This window comes from Xanthomonas sp. SHU 308 (assembly GCF_000364645.1).
Lineage (GTDB): Bacteria > Pseudomonadota > Gammaproteobacteria > Xanthomonadales > Xanthomonadaceae > Xanthomonas_A > Xanthomonas_A sontii.
This window is the reverse complement of record NZ_AQOK01000074.1, coordinates 1-13,916: the sequence shown is the minus strand read 5'-3', so window position 1 is coordinate 13,916 and position 13,916 is coordinate 1. Positions and strand designations below refer to the sequence as shown.

Sequence of the window (13,916 nt, the reverse complement as noted above, 5' to 3'; positions counted from 1 at the left end):
CGCGACCCCGTCCGCCACCAAGCCGGCCAAGGCGCCTGCCAAGACCAAGGCGGCCGCCAAGCCTGCGGCCAAGGCCGCCGCCCCGCGCAAGGCCGCGACGCCGCCCAGGCTGGCCGCGACCGTGCCGGCGACCGCCAAGGTGATCGACGCGGCGCCGGCCGCCAGCGCCTTCAGCCTGGCCTCGGTGTTCGCGGCGCTGCGCAAGCGCTACCCGGCCGCGCGCCAGGAGGAGGCGCAGACCTTCGCCGAGGAGTTCTACAAGCGCATGGAGGAGGACGAGTTCCCCCACCACAGCGCGCAGGAGTGGGCGGCGCTGGCCGCGTCGATGCTGGAGTTCGCACGCAAGCGCAAGCCGGGCACGGTCAACGTGCGGGTGTTCAACCCGAACCTGAAGGACGACGGCTGGGAGTCCTCGCACACGGTGCTGCAGATCGTCAACGACGACATGCCGTTCCTGGTCGACTCGGTGAGCATGGCGCTGGCGGAGCTTGGCATCGGCGTGCACGTGCTCGGCCACCCGGTGCTGCGCATGCAGCGCGACAAGGGCGGCACGCTGGAGAACGTGGGCGAGGGCAAGGCGGAATCGCTGATGGCGCTGGAGATCGACCGCCAGCCGCCGGAAGACATGGCGCAGGTGGAAGCGGCGATCCGGCGCATCCTCGGCGAGGTGCGCAACATCGTGCGCGACTGGGGCGGCATGCGCGAGAAGATGCTGGCGCTGGCCGACGACCTGACCACGCGGCGCCTGCCGGTGGACGACAAGGGCCGGCGCGAGGCGCAGGAATTCCTGCGCTGGGCCGCGGCCGACCATTTCACCTTCTTCGGCTACCGCGAATACCGCGTGGAGAAGCAGGGCGGCGAAGACGTGCTGGCGCCGCTGGAAGACAGCGGCCTGGGCCTGCTGCGCGGGCAGGACAAGTCGCCGGCGCGGCCGGTGCGCACGCTGGCCGCACACGGCCTCAGCGAGTCCGGCACCAAGGAAGCGCTGATCCTGACCAAAACCAATGCGCGCTCGCGGGTGCACCGCAGCGGCTACATGGACTACATCGGCGTGCTGGAATTCGACGCCAAGGGCCGCATCGTCGCCGAACAGCGCTTCCTCGGCCTGTTCACCTCCAGCGCCTACAACCGCCGCCCGTGGGAGATCCCGCTGGTGCGCGAGCGCTTCGACTACGTGATGCGCAAGTCCGAACTGACCCCGAGCAGCCACAGCGGCAAGGCGCTGCGCCATATCCTGGAGACGCTGCCGCGCGAGGAGCTGTTCCAGTCCAACGAGGAAGAGCTGTACCGCACCGCGATGGGCATTCTGGGCCTGCAGGAGCGGGTGCGCAGCCGCCTGTTCCTGCGCCGCGACAAGTACGGCCGCTTCATTTCCGCGCTGGTGTACATCCCGCGCGAGCGTTTCAACACCGACGTGCGCCTGCGCATCGAGGCCTTGCTGAAGGACGCGCTGCACGGCGAGTACATCGATTCCAACGTGGTGCTGGGCGAATCGCCGCTGGCGCAGCTGCACATGATCGTGCGGCCCAAGCCCGGCGAGGCGCTGGAGTTCGACACCACCGAACTGGAATCGCGCCTGGCGCACCTGCTGCGCAACTGGCACGACGACCTGCGCGAGGCGCTGGTGGCCAGCTGCGGCGAGCGCGATGGCCTGCGCCTGGCCGCCGGCTACGGCCGCGCGCTGCCGGCCGGCTACATCGAGGAGTCGACCGCGCAGATCGCCGCGCGCGACGTCGAGCGCCTGGCCGCGCTGCGCGGTCCGGAAGACCTGCACCTGAGCCTGCAGGCGCTGCGCCGCGACGGCGCCGACAGCCTGCGCCTGAAGCTGTACCGCCAGCACGACGACCTGCCGCTGTCGGACGTGCTGCCGATGATGGAGAACCTGGGCCTGCGGGTGATCTCCGAGCGTCCGTACCGGCTGGTGGTCGACGGCACCGCGCTGTCCATCCAGGACTTCGAGGTCGAGCCGCTGGCCGGCAGCATCGATGTGGCCGCGGCCGACGCGCCGCTGTGCGAGGCGTTCGTGCGGATCTGGCGCGGCGACGCCGAGAACGACGGCTTCAACCGCCTGATCGTCGGTGCCAGCCTGAGCTGGCGCCAGGTCGCGGTGCTGCGCGGCTACTGCAAATACCTGCTGCAGACCGGCGTGCCGTTCTCGCAGGCTTACGTGGAAGAGACCTGCAATCGCTATCCGCTGCTGGCGCGGCTGCTGGTGGAGCTGTTCGAGGCGCGCTTCGATCCGGCCACCGGCAACGAGAGCAAGGCGCAGATCGTCGAGGGACAGGCCGCGCTGACGGCGCAACTGCATCTGCTGGCCAAGGACGATGCCGCGGCGCTGAAGGCGCTGCAGCCGGTGATCGATGCGCGCAGCGGCAGCCGCGACGCGCAGCTGGAGGCGGTCTCGGCCGCGTTGCTGAAGCTGTTCGACCAAGTGGCGAGCCTCGATGAGGACCGCATCCTGCGCAGCTTCAAGGGCGTGATCGAGGCGACCCTGCGCACCAGCCACTACCAGCGCACCGCCGATGGCGGGCTGGGTCACTGCATCAGCTTCAAGCTGGATTCGGCCAAGGTGCCGGACCTGCCCAAGCCGCGTCCGTACCGCGAGATCTTCGTGTACGGCCCGCGCGTGGAAGGCGTGCACCTGCGCTTCGGCGCGGTGGCGCGTGGCGGCCTGCGCTGGTCCGACCGGCGCGAGGACTTCCGCACCGAGGTGCTGGGCCTGGTCAAGGCGCAGATGGTCAAGAACACGGTGATCGTGCCGGTCGGCGCCAAGGGCGGCTTCTTCTGCAAGCGCCCGCCGGTCGGCGGCGACCGCGACGCGGTGCTGGCCGAAGGCATCGCCTGCTACAAGCTGTTCATCCAGGGCCTGCTGGACATCACCGACAACATCGTCGGCGGCAAGATCGTGCCGCCGCCGCAGGTGGTGCGCCACGACCAGGACGATCCGTACCTGGTGGTCGCCGCCGACAAGGGCACGGCCACCTTCTCCGACATCGCCAACGGCCTGGCGCTGGACCACGGCTTCTGGCTGGGCGACGCGTTCGCCTCCGGCGGCTCGGTCGGCTACGACCACAAGGGCATGGGCATCACCGCGCGCGGCGCCTGGGAGTCGGTCAAGCGCCACTTCCGCGCGCTGGGCCGCGACTGCCAGAGCGAGGACTTCACCTGCGTGGGCATCGGCGACATGTCCGGCGACGTGTTCGGCAACGGCATGCTGCTGTCGCGCCACATCCGCCTGCTGGCCGCGTTCGACCACCGCCACATCTTCCTCGACCCGAACCCGGACGCGGCGGCGTCCTTCGCCGAGCGCGAGCGCCTGTTCAAGCTGCCGCGCTCCAGCTGGGCCGACTACGACGCCAAGCTGATCAGCGCCGGCGGCGGCATCTACCCGCGCACGCTCAAGTCGATCGAGATCAGCGCGCCGGTGCGCGAGGCGCTGGGCCTGGAGCCGGGCGTCAAGCAGCTCTCGCCGAACGACCTGATGAACGCCATCCTCAAGGCGCCGGTGGACCTGTTCTGGAACGGCGGCATCGGCACCTACGTCAAGGCCGCCAGCGAGACCCATGGCGACGTCGGCGACCGCGCCAACAACGGCCTGCGCGTCAACGGCGGCGAGCTGCGCTGCAAGGTGGTGGGCGAGGGCGGCAACCTCGGCCTGACCCAGCTCGGCCGCATCGAGGCCGCGCAGGTCGGGGTGCTGCTCAACACCGACTTCATCGACAACTCGGCCGGCGTGGACACCTCCGACCACGAGGTCAACATCAAGATCCTGCTCAACGACGTGGTGCAGGCCAAGAAGCTGACCCTGGACGCGCGCAACAAGCTGCTGGCGTCGATGACCGACGAAGTGGCCGAGCTGGTGCTGTGGGACAACATCCGCCAGAACCAGGCGCTGAGCCTGATGGAGCGGATGAGCGTCACCCGCCTGGGCTCCAAGCAGCACTTCATCCGCACCCTGGAGGCGCAGGGCCTGCTCGACCGGCAGATCGAATACCTGCCCTCGGACGCGGAGATCTCCGCGCGCAAGGCGCGTGGCCAGGGGCTGACCCGGCCGGAACTGGCGGTGCTGCTGTCCTATTCCAAGCTGGTGGCGTTCCAGCAGCTGCTGGAGTCGGACATCCCCGAGGACCCGTACCTGTCCAAGGAACTGCAGCGCTACTTCCCGCAGCCGCTGCAGAAGAAGTACGCCGACGCGATGGAGCGGCACCGCCTCAAGCGCGAGATCATCGCCACCGCGGTGACCAACACCACCATCAACCGGATGGGCGCCACCTTCCTGATGCGCATGCAGGAAGACACCGGCCGCAGCATCGCCGAGGTCGCCAAGGCCTACACCATCAGCCGCGAGACGCTGGATGCGCGCGCGCTGTGGACGCAGATCGACGCGCTGGACGGCAAGGTGCCCGAGTCGGTGCAGATCGATGCGCTGGAGGTGATCTGGACGCTGCAGCGCGCCTTCGTGCGCTGGCTGCTGTTCCGCCCGGGCCCGATGCCGGGCATCACCGCGGCGGTGGAGCGCTACTACGAGCCGTTCAACGACATCCGCGTCGCCTCCGGCGTGCTGCCCGATTCGCAGCGTCCGCGCTACGAGGCGCTGGTGCAGGAGTGGCAGGACAAGGGCCTGCCGCCGGCGCTCGCCCAGCAGCTGTCGGAACTGCGCTTCCTGGAGCCGGCTTTCGACATCATCGAGATGGCGCGCACCCGCAAGCTCAAGCCGGTGGAGGTGTCGAAGGTGCACTTCCGCCTCGGCGAGGCGCTGCAGTTGCCGTGGCTGTTCGAGCAGATCGACGCGCTGGAGGTCAACGGCCGTTGGCATGCGGTGGCCCGCGGCGTGCTGCGCGACGAACTGGCCAAGCACCACGGCGTGCTGGCCGGCCAGGCGCTGAGCCTGCCGGGCGGCACCGCCGAGGCCAAGGTGCAGCACTGGCTGCAGCGCGACGACAGCAGCCTGCGCTTCACCCTGAGCATGCTGCAGGAACTGGCTGCGCAGAAGACGCTGGACTACCCGACGGTGTCGGTGGCGGTGCAGCGACTCGGCCAGCTGGCGGCGCACGGCGTCTGACAGATCGCGCCGATGGCCAGGCCCGCGCGTGCGGGCCTGGCCCACTGCGGTACCGCGTCGCCCGATGGTGACGCATGGCGCGTGGCAGGCGATTGCTGTCACGCGTCCTTGGCGGGGATCCGCGCTCGCCTCACGTTCTCCGTTGGAGCCAGGCCGGCGGCGCACCGCTGCGGCGACCGACCGCGTCATGCAAGGCCGCGGGATTCTGACAGCCCGCGCTGATACGATCCGCGCCATCGGGCGAGCACACGGCTGCAGCGCCGCATTTCGAGGCGTACATGCTGTACCTGGCCATCCCCGCGGTGCTCCTGTTGTTGATCGTCTTCCTGGCACTGCAGCCTCCGCTGGAGCTGCGGCTGCAGCGTGCGCTGCAGCAGGCACGGCAGGGCGACCTGCGACGCTTGCGTGCACTTGCCAGGAAATCGGTGGGCGATGCCGCGTATGCGCTGTTTCTGCAGTTGGACGCCAACGGCGAGCAGGCCGCGGCACTGGCGGCACTGAAGCGTGCGGTCTATGCGCGCACCTGGCTGGACATCCGTGGCTGCAGCGTGGCCATGCGCGCGTACGGCCGCCGTCGCTTCCTGGGCGTGGGCATCATCCCGGACCATGCCGCGCTGCTGGCCGAATGGAGCCGCCCCGGCTGGTGCTCGGGTGCCGGCTGGGAACCCGAACTGGCCTGGATCCAGGCCTGCGGCCCGGAAGCGTGCCGGGATCTGGCGCGCGCCTGGTATTGGCTGTGCCTGGCCGATGCGCGCACGCAGGAGGGGATGGGCGAGATCCGGTCGGTGGAACTGGCGCAGCAGGTGCGGGAGCATCTGGGCCCGCTGGTGCCGGCATCGGTGCGCCAGGCGATGCAGGAGCAGGCGACGGAGACTGCGTGCCGCGACTTCGTGTCCGGCAGATAAGGCGGGCGGAGCGACTCGGCCCGGTACCGGGCACCGGCCTGCAATGGCTGTCGCGGCAGGTCCCATCACAGCGCGGTGCGGACGCGGCATGCAACTGCCGCGGATTGGCCGCTGTCTCGGCTGCAAGCGCGTGCCGCCGGTTCGCCGCCGCGCGCCGGTCATGGCGCCCCGGGTATGATCGGGGCCATGAATGCTTCCGTCCTGCCGTCCTCGCCCCGCATCTGTTTCCTCGCCAGCGTCGCGCCGGAGGCGCAGCACGCGCGTACCCAACTGGTCGGGCGCTACGGCGATTGCGAGCCGGCCGATGCCGATGTGCTGTGCGCGCTCGGCGGCGACGGCTTCATGCTGCAGACCCTGCATCGCCACGGCAGCCTGGGCAAGCCGGTGTTCGGCATGAAGCTGGGCACGGTCGGCTTCCTGATGAACCAGTTCCGCGACGACGACCTGGTCGCGCGCCTGGCCCTGGCCGAGCCGGCCAAGCTGCGCCCGCTGGAAATGCTGGCGCAGACCGAATCCGGCGCCACCACCGGCTCGCTGGCCTACAACGAGGTCTCGCTGCTGCGGCAGACCCGTCAGGCCGCGCACGTGAGCATCGATCTCAACGGTCAGACCCGGGTCGACGAACTGATCTGCGACGGCGTACTGGTGTCGACCCCGGCCGGCAGCACCGCCTACAACTCCTCCGCGCACGGACCGATCCTGCCGCTGGGCTCGCACACCCTGGCGCTGACCCCGATCGCGCCGTACCGGCCGCGGCGCTGGCGCGGCGCGATCCTCAAGGCCGACATCGAGGTGCGCTTCCGCGTGCTGGATCCGTACAAGCGCCCGGTCAGCGTCACCGCCGACTCGCACGAGACCCGCGACGTGGTCGAAGTCACCATCCGCGAATCCCGCGACCGCCTGGTCACCCTGCTGTTCGATCCGGAGCACAATCTGGAGGAGCGGATCTTGAGCGAGCAATTTATGGTGTAGGGGCGGGGAGTGGGGAATCGGGAATGGGGAATCGCAAGAGCGGTTTCCTGACAATTCCCTTTCCCTGGATAACTTCCACGCCCGCAAGCCGCTTTTCCCTATTCCCCATTCCCGATTCCCCAGTCCCAGCCCAAAATGTCCGACAACTCCCCACGTCTGCTCACCGTCGCGGTCACCTCGCGCGCCCTGTTCGATCTGGAAGAGGGCCATGCCCTGTTCGAGCGGGAGGGGGTGGAGGCGTACAGCGCGTATCAGCGCGAGCGCGAGGACGATGTGCTGGCGCCCGGGGTGGCGTTTCCGGTGGTGCGCAAGCTGCTGGCGCTGAACCAGGGCACGCCGCCGGAGACGCCGCCGGTGGAGGTGATCCTGCTCTCGCGCAATTCCGCCGACACCGGGCTGCGCATCTTCAATTCGATCCAGCACTACGGGCTGGGCATCGTGCGTGCCACCTTCACCTCCGGCGAGGCGACCTGGCCCTACGTCAAGCCGTTCGGCACCGATCTGTTCCTCTCGGCCAATCCGGAGTCGGTGCGGCGCGCGCTCAGCCATGGCATCGCCGCGGCGACCATCCTGCCCAAGCCGCCCGGCGAGCATGCGCAGGAAGCCGCCGCCGCCGCCGGCGCGATCGATGCCGACCGCCTGTCCACGCAGCTGCGCATCGCCTTCGACGGCGATGCGGTGATCTTCGGCGACGAGGGCGAGCGCTTCTCGCGCGAGCAGGGCGTGGAAGCGTTCGGCCGCTACGAGCGCGAGAACGCGCGCGAGCCGCTGACCGGCGGGCCGTTCCGCAATTTCCTGTCGGCGCTGCATGCGCTGCAGTCCGCGTTCCCGGCCGGCGAAGCCTCGCCGATCCGTACCGCGCTGGTCACCGCACGCTCGGCGCCGGCGCACGAGCGGGTGATCCGCACCCTGCGCGAATGGGGCGTGCGCCTGGACGAGGCGCTGTTCCTCGGCGGCCGCCACAAGGGGCCGTTCCTGCAGGCCTTCGGCGCGGACATCTTCTTCGACGATTCGCAGCACAACATCGACAGCGCCGCCCGCGAGCGCGTCGCCGCCGGGCATGTGCCGCACGGGGTCGCCAACGACATCGCCAAGCCGTGAGTGCGGCGCCCGGCGGCGGCCGCTGGGCCGCGCTGCGCCGCTTGCTGCGGCAAGGAGCGGATGCGCCTGCCGACCTGCGTCCCGGGCGGCCTTACGTGCGCCACGGCTGGCGCTACACAAGCCTGCAGTTCAAGGGCGAGGTGACCCAGAGCCGCATGTACACCTGGTGGCCGGACGTGCTGCAGGTGGGCTACACCCGCAGCATGCTCGCCGCACTGTTGCTGCGCCCGGACCCGCGGCGGATCGGCATCGTCGGCCTCGGCGGCGGTTCGCAGGCCAAGTTCTGCTATCGGCACCTGCCGCAGGCGCGGATCGAGGCGATCGAGGCCGACGCCGACGTGCTGGCCTTGCGCGCGGCGTTCCGCATCCCGGACGACGATGCGCGCTTCGAGGCCGTGCACGGCGACGGCGCGCGGTTGCTGCGGCAACGGCGCGACCGCTACGACCTGCTGCTGCTCGACGCCTACGACGCCGACGGCATCCCGGCCGCGCTGCTCAGCCGCGGCTTCTACGAGGACTGCCACGCGGCGCTGGCCCCGGGCGGGGTACTGGCGGTGAACCTGTACGACACCGACACGCGCCGCCACCTGGCGCATCTGCGCGCGCTGTTCGGCGGCCGCGTGCTGCGCCTGGACGAGCCACAGATGGACAACCAGGTGGTGTTCGCCTGGACCGGTGCGCTGCCGGCGCTGGACGCGCACGCGGCCTTGGCCCGCCTGCCGTGGTCGGCGCGTTGGCAACTGCGCATGCCGTTCCGGCGCGTGCAGCAGGCGATGGCGGGCAGGACGGGGGCGGACGGGGTGCGTTAGCCGGGGCTGCGCTGTCGGGCGATGGCTGCGTCGGCCAGACGGTTCAGTCCACGCCATGCCGCCGCCGGTGCAAGCACGACCGGGGGAGACAATGCATGCGGTCCCGGGCGACACCACGCGCCAGGACGATGGCAAGTCGCCCTACAACGGCAACAGGATGTTGCTGAGCTTCCAGCGCAGGCCCTCACGGGTGAATACGAAGGGTACGGCGGTACCGTCGGCGGTGTGCACGGTGGCGACGAAGCGCGTGGTCGATTCGAAGCGGTGCTCGGCCTGGCGCAGTGGTTGTGGCGGGCGCGGCGCGGCGTAGGTATCGCCGCCGACGGTGTCGCCGCTGGCGCGTTTCCACAGCGCGTCGCCCTGCATCAGCGCGCCGATGCCGGTCGGGGTGACCATCGCATCCACGCTCATGCCGCCGAGGCCGCCGGCCAGCGACAGCAGCGCCCCGCCGAACAGGCTGGACTGCAGGTCGGGGCCGGCGCGGCGCACCAGCGCATCGTCCACCTGGGCCTTGAGGTTGACCCGCAGCGTGGGAAAGTCGACGTAGCGCTCCAGTGCCGCGGCATCGCGCTCGCGCAGCGCCTGGTCGATGCCGCGGATGGCCAGGTACGGCCCAGCGACGACGTAGCCGCCGAGGGCGAGCAGGGCGAGGAACAGCAAGGCCAGCCATTTCTTCATCGGATGTCTCCTCGCGTGTGGGCGTTCTGCAGGACCGGATTAGCCGCGACGCGTGACCGGGAATGCCTGTCGCCGCTGAAGCCGCTCCGACGGGGAAGCACTGCCGTTCTAGAACTCCAGGTCCAGCGCCGCGCACAGATAGTCCACGAACGGGCCCAGCGTCTGCAGGTCGGCGGCGATCTGCGTGCGCAGCCGCGGCCCGGTCATGGTCGCGTCGTCGAGCTGGCGCCAGAACACCCAGTTCTTGTGCTTGAGGTCGTCGATGCACTCGAAGTCGGCCGGGAAGCCGCGCGGCGGCCGCACCAGCATCTCGCTTTCCTCGAAATCGAAGCGGCGCCGCAGTGCCGGCGCATGCGCAGCGGCCTTCCAACTGCCGGGATTGTCGAAGATGAACTGGCGCACCTTGCGCTGCGTGTCCGGTTCCGGATGCCACAGCCCGGCGCCGACGAAGCTCTCGCCCGGCTGCAGGTGGATGTAGAACGAGGGCGCCGGCACCTGCTTGCGCCGCTCGTGGAACAGGCGCGCACCCTGCCAGGTCTTGTACGGCGACTTGTCGTGGGAGAAGCGCGCGTCGCGGTGGATGCGGAACAGCGAGCCGCCGACGCCGCGCGGGTCGGCGCGGAAGTGCTCGCTGACCTGGGCCAGGTCCGGCTGCAGGTCGGTGATCAGGCGCAGGAACGGCTGGCGAACGTGTTCTTCGTACTTGTGCCGGTTGTCGTTGAACCAGGCCTTGTCGTTGTGCCGTGCCAGGGCACGCAGGAACTTAAAGCTGGCGTCGCTGAAATAGCTGGTCATAGGCTGCGTTGCAGGTCGTGGCCCCAGGCGGCCAACTGGTCGAGCAGGGTTTGCTTGGTAGCATCCTGCGGGTGAGCCAGGCGTAAACCGGCCAGTTCCGCGTAGAAGGCGTCGAAGCTCAGTTCGGACAGGCCGCTGTCCTGCTGCAGGCGCTGCCGCCGGTAGTCGTCCCAGCGCGCCTGCTCGGCGATGGACAGGCTCTGCGGCCAGTTGCGCGCGCGGTAGCGGAACAGCAGCTCGGGCAGGCGCGGATCGCGGAACTGGCCTTCCAGCGCGGCCAGTTGCGCCGGCGGGGTGGCGCGGACCTGGGCCATCGTGCGCTTGTCGCCATCGGCCAGGAAGCCGTCGTACAGCGACGCGTCGACATCGGCCGGCACCGCTGCGCGCTCGCTGGCGAACACCCGCCGCACCTTCTCCGCCAGCGCCGGGCCGGCTTCGCGCAGGCGCTCTGCCTTGGCCAGGAGTTGCGCGGGGTCCAGCCGCAGCCGGGCGAAATCCGCTTCGCGCAGGTGCGCCCAGGCGACCAGTGCGGGCGCCTTGTTCAGGTGCACTTCCTTGAGCGGGATACGCTGTTCGCCCTCGGGCAGGTCGGCCTGCGGGGTGTACAGGCGATCGGCGATCTGTTCCGGCGAATAGCGCAGCAGCGGCTCGATGTCGCCTTCCAGGTCGAACACCAGCACCCGGCTGTCGATGCGCGGATGCCGCGCCAGCGGCAACACCGGCGCCGCGCACAGGCGCGCGGCCGGATAGCGCATCGACACGTGCAGCACCGGCTGCATCGCCACCGCATCGAGCAGGCTGCCGCAGAAGCGCTTGTCGCGCAGCTTCAGCGCGTACTCCCACAACCGCGGCTGGCTGCGGCGGAAGTGCCGGGCCATGCCGATGGTGGCGTACACGTCGGACAGCGCCTCGTGCGCATCGCCGTCGCGCACGCCGTTGGCCAATGCCAGTTGCTCCAGCTTGAACGAGGTGGCGCCGTCCTCGCGCTGCGGCCAGACGATGCCCTCCGGGCGCAGCGCGTGCATCAGCCGCAGCATGTCCAGCAGATCCCAGCGCGAGTTGCCGTTGCGCCACTCGCGTTCGTAGGGATCGTAGAAGTTGCGGAACAGGCCGTGGCGCACGAACTCGTCGTCGAAGCGCAGCGAGTTGTAGCCCAAGGTGCAGGTCTGCGGCCGCGCCATCTGCTCGGCGATGCGTGCGAACGCCTCGGCTTCGCTGACGCCCTCGCGCAAGGCCTGCTGTGGGGCGATGCCGGTGATGAGGGTGGCGACCGGCGAGGGCAGCAGGTCGTCGGCGGGCTTGACGAAGAAACTGATCGGCTCCTCGATCACGTTGAGCTCGGCATCGGTGCGCACCGCGGCGAACTGCGCGATGCGCGTGCGCCGCGGATCGGCGCCGAAGGTTTCCAGGTCGTAGAAGAGGAAGCTGTCGGGCATGACGAATCGAATGGTGCGAGGCAGGCGAGGCTAGGAGTGTGGGGACGCTTGTAGGAGCGGGTGTCCGGATAGGCTACGCCGGTTCAATGTGCCCCCTCCAGCGGTGCCAGCCGCGCGTGCACGATGCCCTCCAGCCAGTGCCAGTCGATCCGCGACAGGTCGCTGTGGCCCTGCGTGGCCTGGACCAGGATGTCGCGCTGCACTTCGCTGCGTTCCAGCGCCTGCGCGTACGGCGTGCGCAGGAAGGTGACCATGGTGTAGTGCGGCACGAAGCGGGTCGGATGCCGCGCCTGCAGGGCCTGACCGAGTTCGCGCTGCAGCAGGAAGCCGGCGTCGCCGACGCGGTCGCGCATTTCCACGTAGTTCTCCAGCGCCATCTGCTGGATCGCGCCGGCGTTGGGCTTGCGCTCGGCCTCGAAGGCGGCATAGGCGCGCGCCAGGTCCGGCTCGCGCTGCAAGTGCGCGGCCAGCGCCGCGCAATCCTCGAACGCGCAGTTCATGCCTTGCCCGTGGAACGGCACCATCGCGTGCGCGGCGTCGCCCAGCAGTACCGCGCGGCCGTCCAGGTGCCAGCGCTCCAGGCGCAGCGTGCCGAGCAGGCCCGGCGGATGCTGCTCCCAGTGCTCGGCCAGTTGCGGCATCAGCGGCAGCGCATCGGCGAAGTCGCGCGCGAACAGCGCCAGCGCCTCGTCGCCGCTGCGCACGGTGGCGAAGCTGGGCTCGCCCTTGTTGGGCAGGAACAGGGTGACGGTGAAGGTGCCCTCATCGTTGGGCAGGGCGATGCACATGTAGTGACCGCGCGGCCAGATATGCAGGGCGTTGGCTTCGATGCGGAAGCCGCCGTCGGCACCGGGCGGGATCTCCAGTTCCTTGTACGAATGGTCGAGGAACTCGATGTGCTCGGCCATCGGCGCCTTGCGCTGCATCGCTGCGCGCAGCGCCGAGCCGGCGCCGTCGGCGCCGATCATGCTGTCGAAGCGGATGTCGTGCGGCTGGTCGTCGCGGTCGTCGATGAAACGCGCATAGCCGGCATCGAAATCCACCGTGTGCAGGCGCCGGTAGAAGTGGATGCGCGCGCCGGCCTGCTCGGCCAGTTGCAGCAGGGTGATGTTGAGATTGTTGCGGTGCACCGACCAGATCACCTCGCTGTCGTCGCGGCCATAGCGCTGCAGCTGCTGGTGGCCGTCGGCGAAATGCACCATGCGCCCGCGCATCATCACCGCCTTGGCCATCACCGCGGCATCGGCGCCGGCCTGGCGCAGCACGTGCAGGCCGCGTTCGGCCAGGGCCAGGTTGATCGAGCGGCCGCGCTCGTAATCGTGCACGCGCGGGTCGCCACGACGCTCGTAGACGGTGACCTGCCAGCCCTGGCGCGAGAGCAGGATGGCGAGCAGGGAGCCGGCCAGGCCGGCGCCGATCAGGGTGATGCTGCGGGGGGATGCGTTCAATGCGGTGTCCGGAAGGCGCGGCGGCTGGCCGCGCGAAGAAGTCGGCTCAGACGCCGGCCCAGGTTTCCACTTCCTCGACGAAGCGGTAGATGTCCCGGTAGCGGTTGTACAGCGGCACTGGGCTGATCCGGATCACGTCCGGCTCGCGCCAGTCGCCGAGCACGCCGACCGATTGCAGGTACTCGAACAGGGCGCGGCCACGCTCGCGGCCGCCGGCCACGCGCAGCGACAGCTGGCAGCCGCGTTGTGCCGGGTCGGACGGGGTGATGATCCGCAGGGTGTCGGCCAGGCGCGCGCGGATCAGCGTCTCCAGGTAGCCGGTCAGTTGCTGCGATTTCTGCCGCAGCGCGTCCAGCCCGGCGCGCTCGAACAGGTCCAGCGAGGCGCGCAGCGGGGCCATGCTCAGGATCGGCGGATTGCTCAGCTGCCAGCCGTCGGCACCGGGCGCGGCGACGAACTCGGGCGCCATGCGGAAACGGGTGCGCTTGTCGTGGCCCCACCAGCCGGCGAAGCGCGGGGTCTCGCCGTGGCCGTGGCGCTCGTGCACGAAGGCGCCGGCGACCGCGCCGGGGCCGGCGTTGAGATACTTGTAGTGGCACCACACCGCGAAGTCCGGCGCGGCATCGTGCAGGTGCAGCGGCACGTTGCCGATCGCGTGGGCCAGGTCGAAGCCGACCGCGGCGCCGGCCGCGCGCGCCAGCCGCGCCACC

The 13,916-nt window shown here is 70.0% G+C and carries 10 protein-coding genes; 5 read left to right on the top strand and 5 right to left on the bottom strand.

The features are described 5' to 3' along the window. Positions 1 to 121: 121 nt before the first annotated feature. The 5 genes from D588_RS0103425 (at position 122) to D588_RS0103405 (ending at position 8,849) form a co-directional block, all read left to right on the top strand. A complete protein-coding gene (locus D588_RS0103425) occupies positions 122 to 5,062 on the top strand; it encodes an NAD-glutamate dehydrogenase domain-containing protein (RefSeq protein WP_345775581.1) in 4,941 nt (1,646 codons plus the stop codon). 278 nt (positions 5,063 to 5,340) lie between these two features. Then, positions 5,341 to 5,967 carry a hypothetical protein gene (locus D588_RS0103420; RefSeq protein WP_017914981.1) on the top strand — a complete coding sequence of 209 codons (627 nt, stop codon included), beginning with the start codon at positions 5,341 to 5,343 and terminating at the stop codon, positions 5,965 to 5,967. Between the two features lie 201 nt (positions 5,968 to 6,168). Then, the gene (locus tag D588_RS0103415; RefSeq protein WP_026143327.1) at positions 6,169 to 6,939 is read left to right on the top strand and encodes an NAD kinase; all 771 of its coding nucleotides are present in this window, start codon (positions 6,169 to 6,171) and stop codon (positions 6,937 to 6,939) included. A 135-nt stretch (positions 6,940 to 7,074) separates the two neighbouring features. Further along, positions 7,075 to 8,040, top strand: coding sequence for a 5'-nucleotidase (locus D588_RS0103410; protein WP_017907609.1), 966 nt, complete (start codon positions 7,075 to 7,077; stop codon positions 8,038 to 8,040). After that, on the top strand, positions 8,037 to 8,849 hold the full coding sequence (locus tag D588_RS0103405; RefSeq protein ID WP_017914980.1) for a fused MFS/spermidine synthase: 813 nt from the start codon (positions 8,037 to 8,039) through the stop codon (positions 8,847 to 8,849). The genes D588_RS0103410 and D588_RS0103405 overlap by 4 nt, the downstream gene beginning before the upstream one ends. A 141-nt stretch (positions 8,850 to 8,990) precedes the next feature. Here the strand turns inward: D588_RS0103405 and D588_RS0103400 are convergent, their stop codons facing one another. The 5 genes from D588_RS0103400 to kynU form a co-directional block, all read right to left on the bottom strand. Next, positions 8,991 to 9,527, bottom strand: a complete 537-nt coding sequence (locus D588_RS0103400; RefSeq protein WP_017914979.1) for a DUF2939 domain-containing protein — start codon at positions 9,525 to 9,527, stop codon at positions 8,991 to 8,993. 108 nt (positions 9,528 to 9,635) lie between these two features. Beyond that, a complete protein-coding gene (locus D588_RS0103395) occupies positions 9,636 to 10,322 on the bottom strand; it encodes a DUF2461 domain-containing protein (RefSeq protein WP_017914978.1) in 687 nt (228 codons plus the stop codon). Beyond that, the gene (sbcB, locus tag D588_RS0103390) at positions 10,319 to 11,758 is read right to left on the bottom strand and encodes an exodeoxyribonuclease I (protein WP_017914977.1); all 1,440 of its coding nucleotides are present in this window, start codon (positions 11,756 to 11,758) and stop codon (positions 10,319 to 10,321) included. Before sbcB ends, D588_RS0103395 begins: the two co-directional genes overlap by 4 nt. 83 nt (positions 11,759 to 11,841) lie before the next feature. Beyond that, positions 11,842 to 13,206, bottom strand: a complete 1,365-nt coding sequence (locus D588_RS0103385; RefSeq protein WP_017914976.1) for an NAD(P)/FAD-dependent oxidoreductase — start codon at positions 13,204 to 13,206, stop codon at positions 11,842 to 11,844. 46 nt (positions 13,207 to 13,252) lie between these two features. Continuing rightward, a partial coding sequence (gene kynU, locus D588_RS0103380) for a kynureninase (RefSeq protein ID WP_017914975.1) occupies positions 13,253 to 13,916 on the bottom strand: 664 nt, incomplete at its 5' end.

Coding starts and splice junctions, on each gene's coding strand:
- D588_RS0103420 (WP_017914981.1), top strand. CDS start 5,341: ATGCTGTACCTGGCCATCCCCGCGGTGCTCCTGTTGTTGATCGTCTTC.
- D588_RS0103400 (WP_017914979.1), bottom strand. CDS start 9,527: ATGAAGAAATGGCTGGCCTTGCTGTTCCTCGCCCTGCTCGCCCTCGGC.
- sbcB (WP_017914977.1), bottom strand. CDS start 11,758: ATGCCCGACAGCTTCCTCTTCTACGACCTGGAAACCTTCGGCGCCGAT.
- D588_RS0103395 (WP_017914978.1), bottom strand. CDS start 10,322: ATGACCAGCTATTTCAGCGACGCCAGCTTTAAGTTCCTGCGTGCCCTG.
- D588_RS0103410 (WP_017907609.1), top strand. CDS start 7,075: ATGTCCGACAACTCCCCACGTCTGCTCACCGTCGCGGTCACCTCGCGC.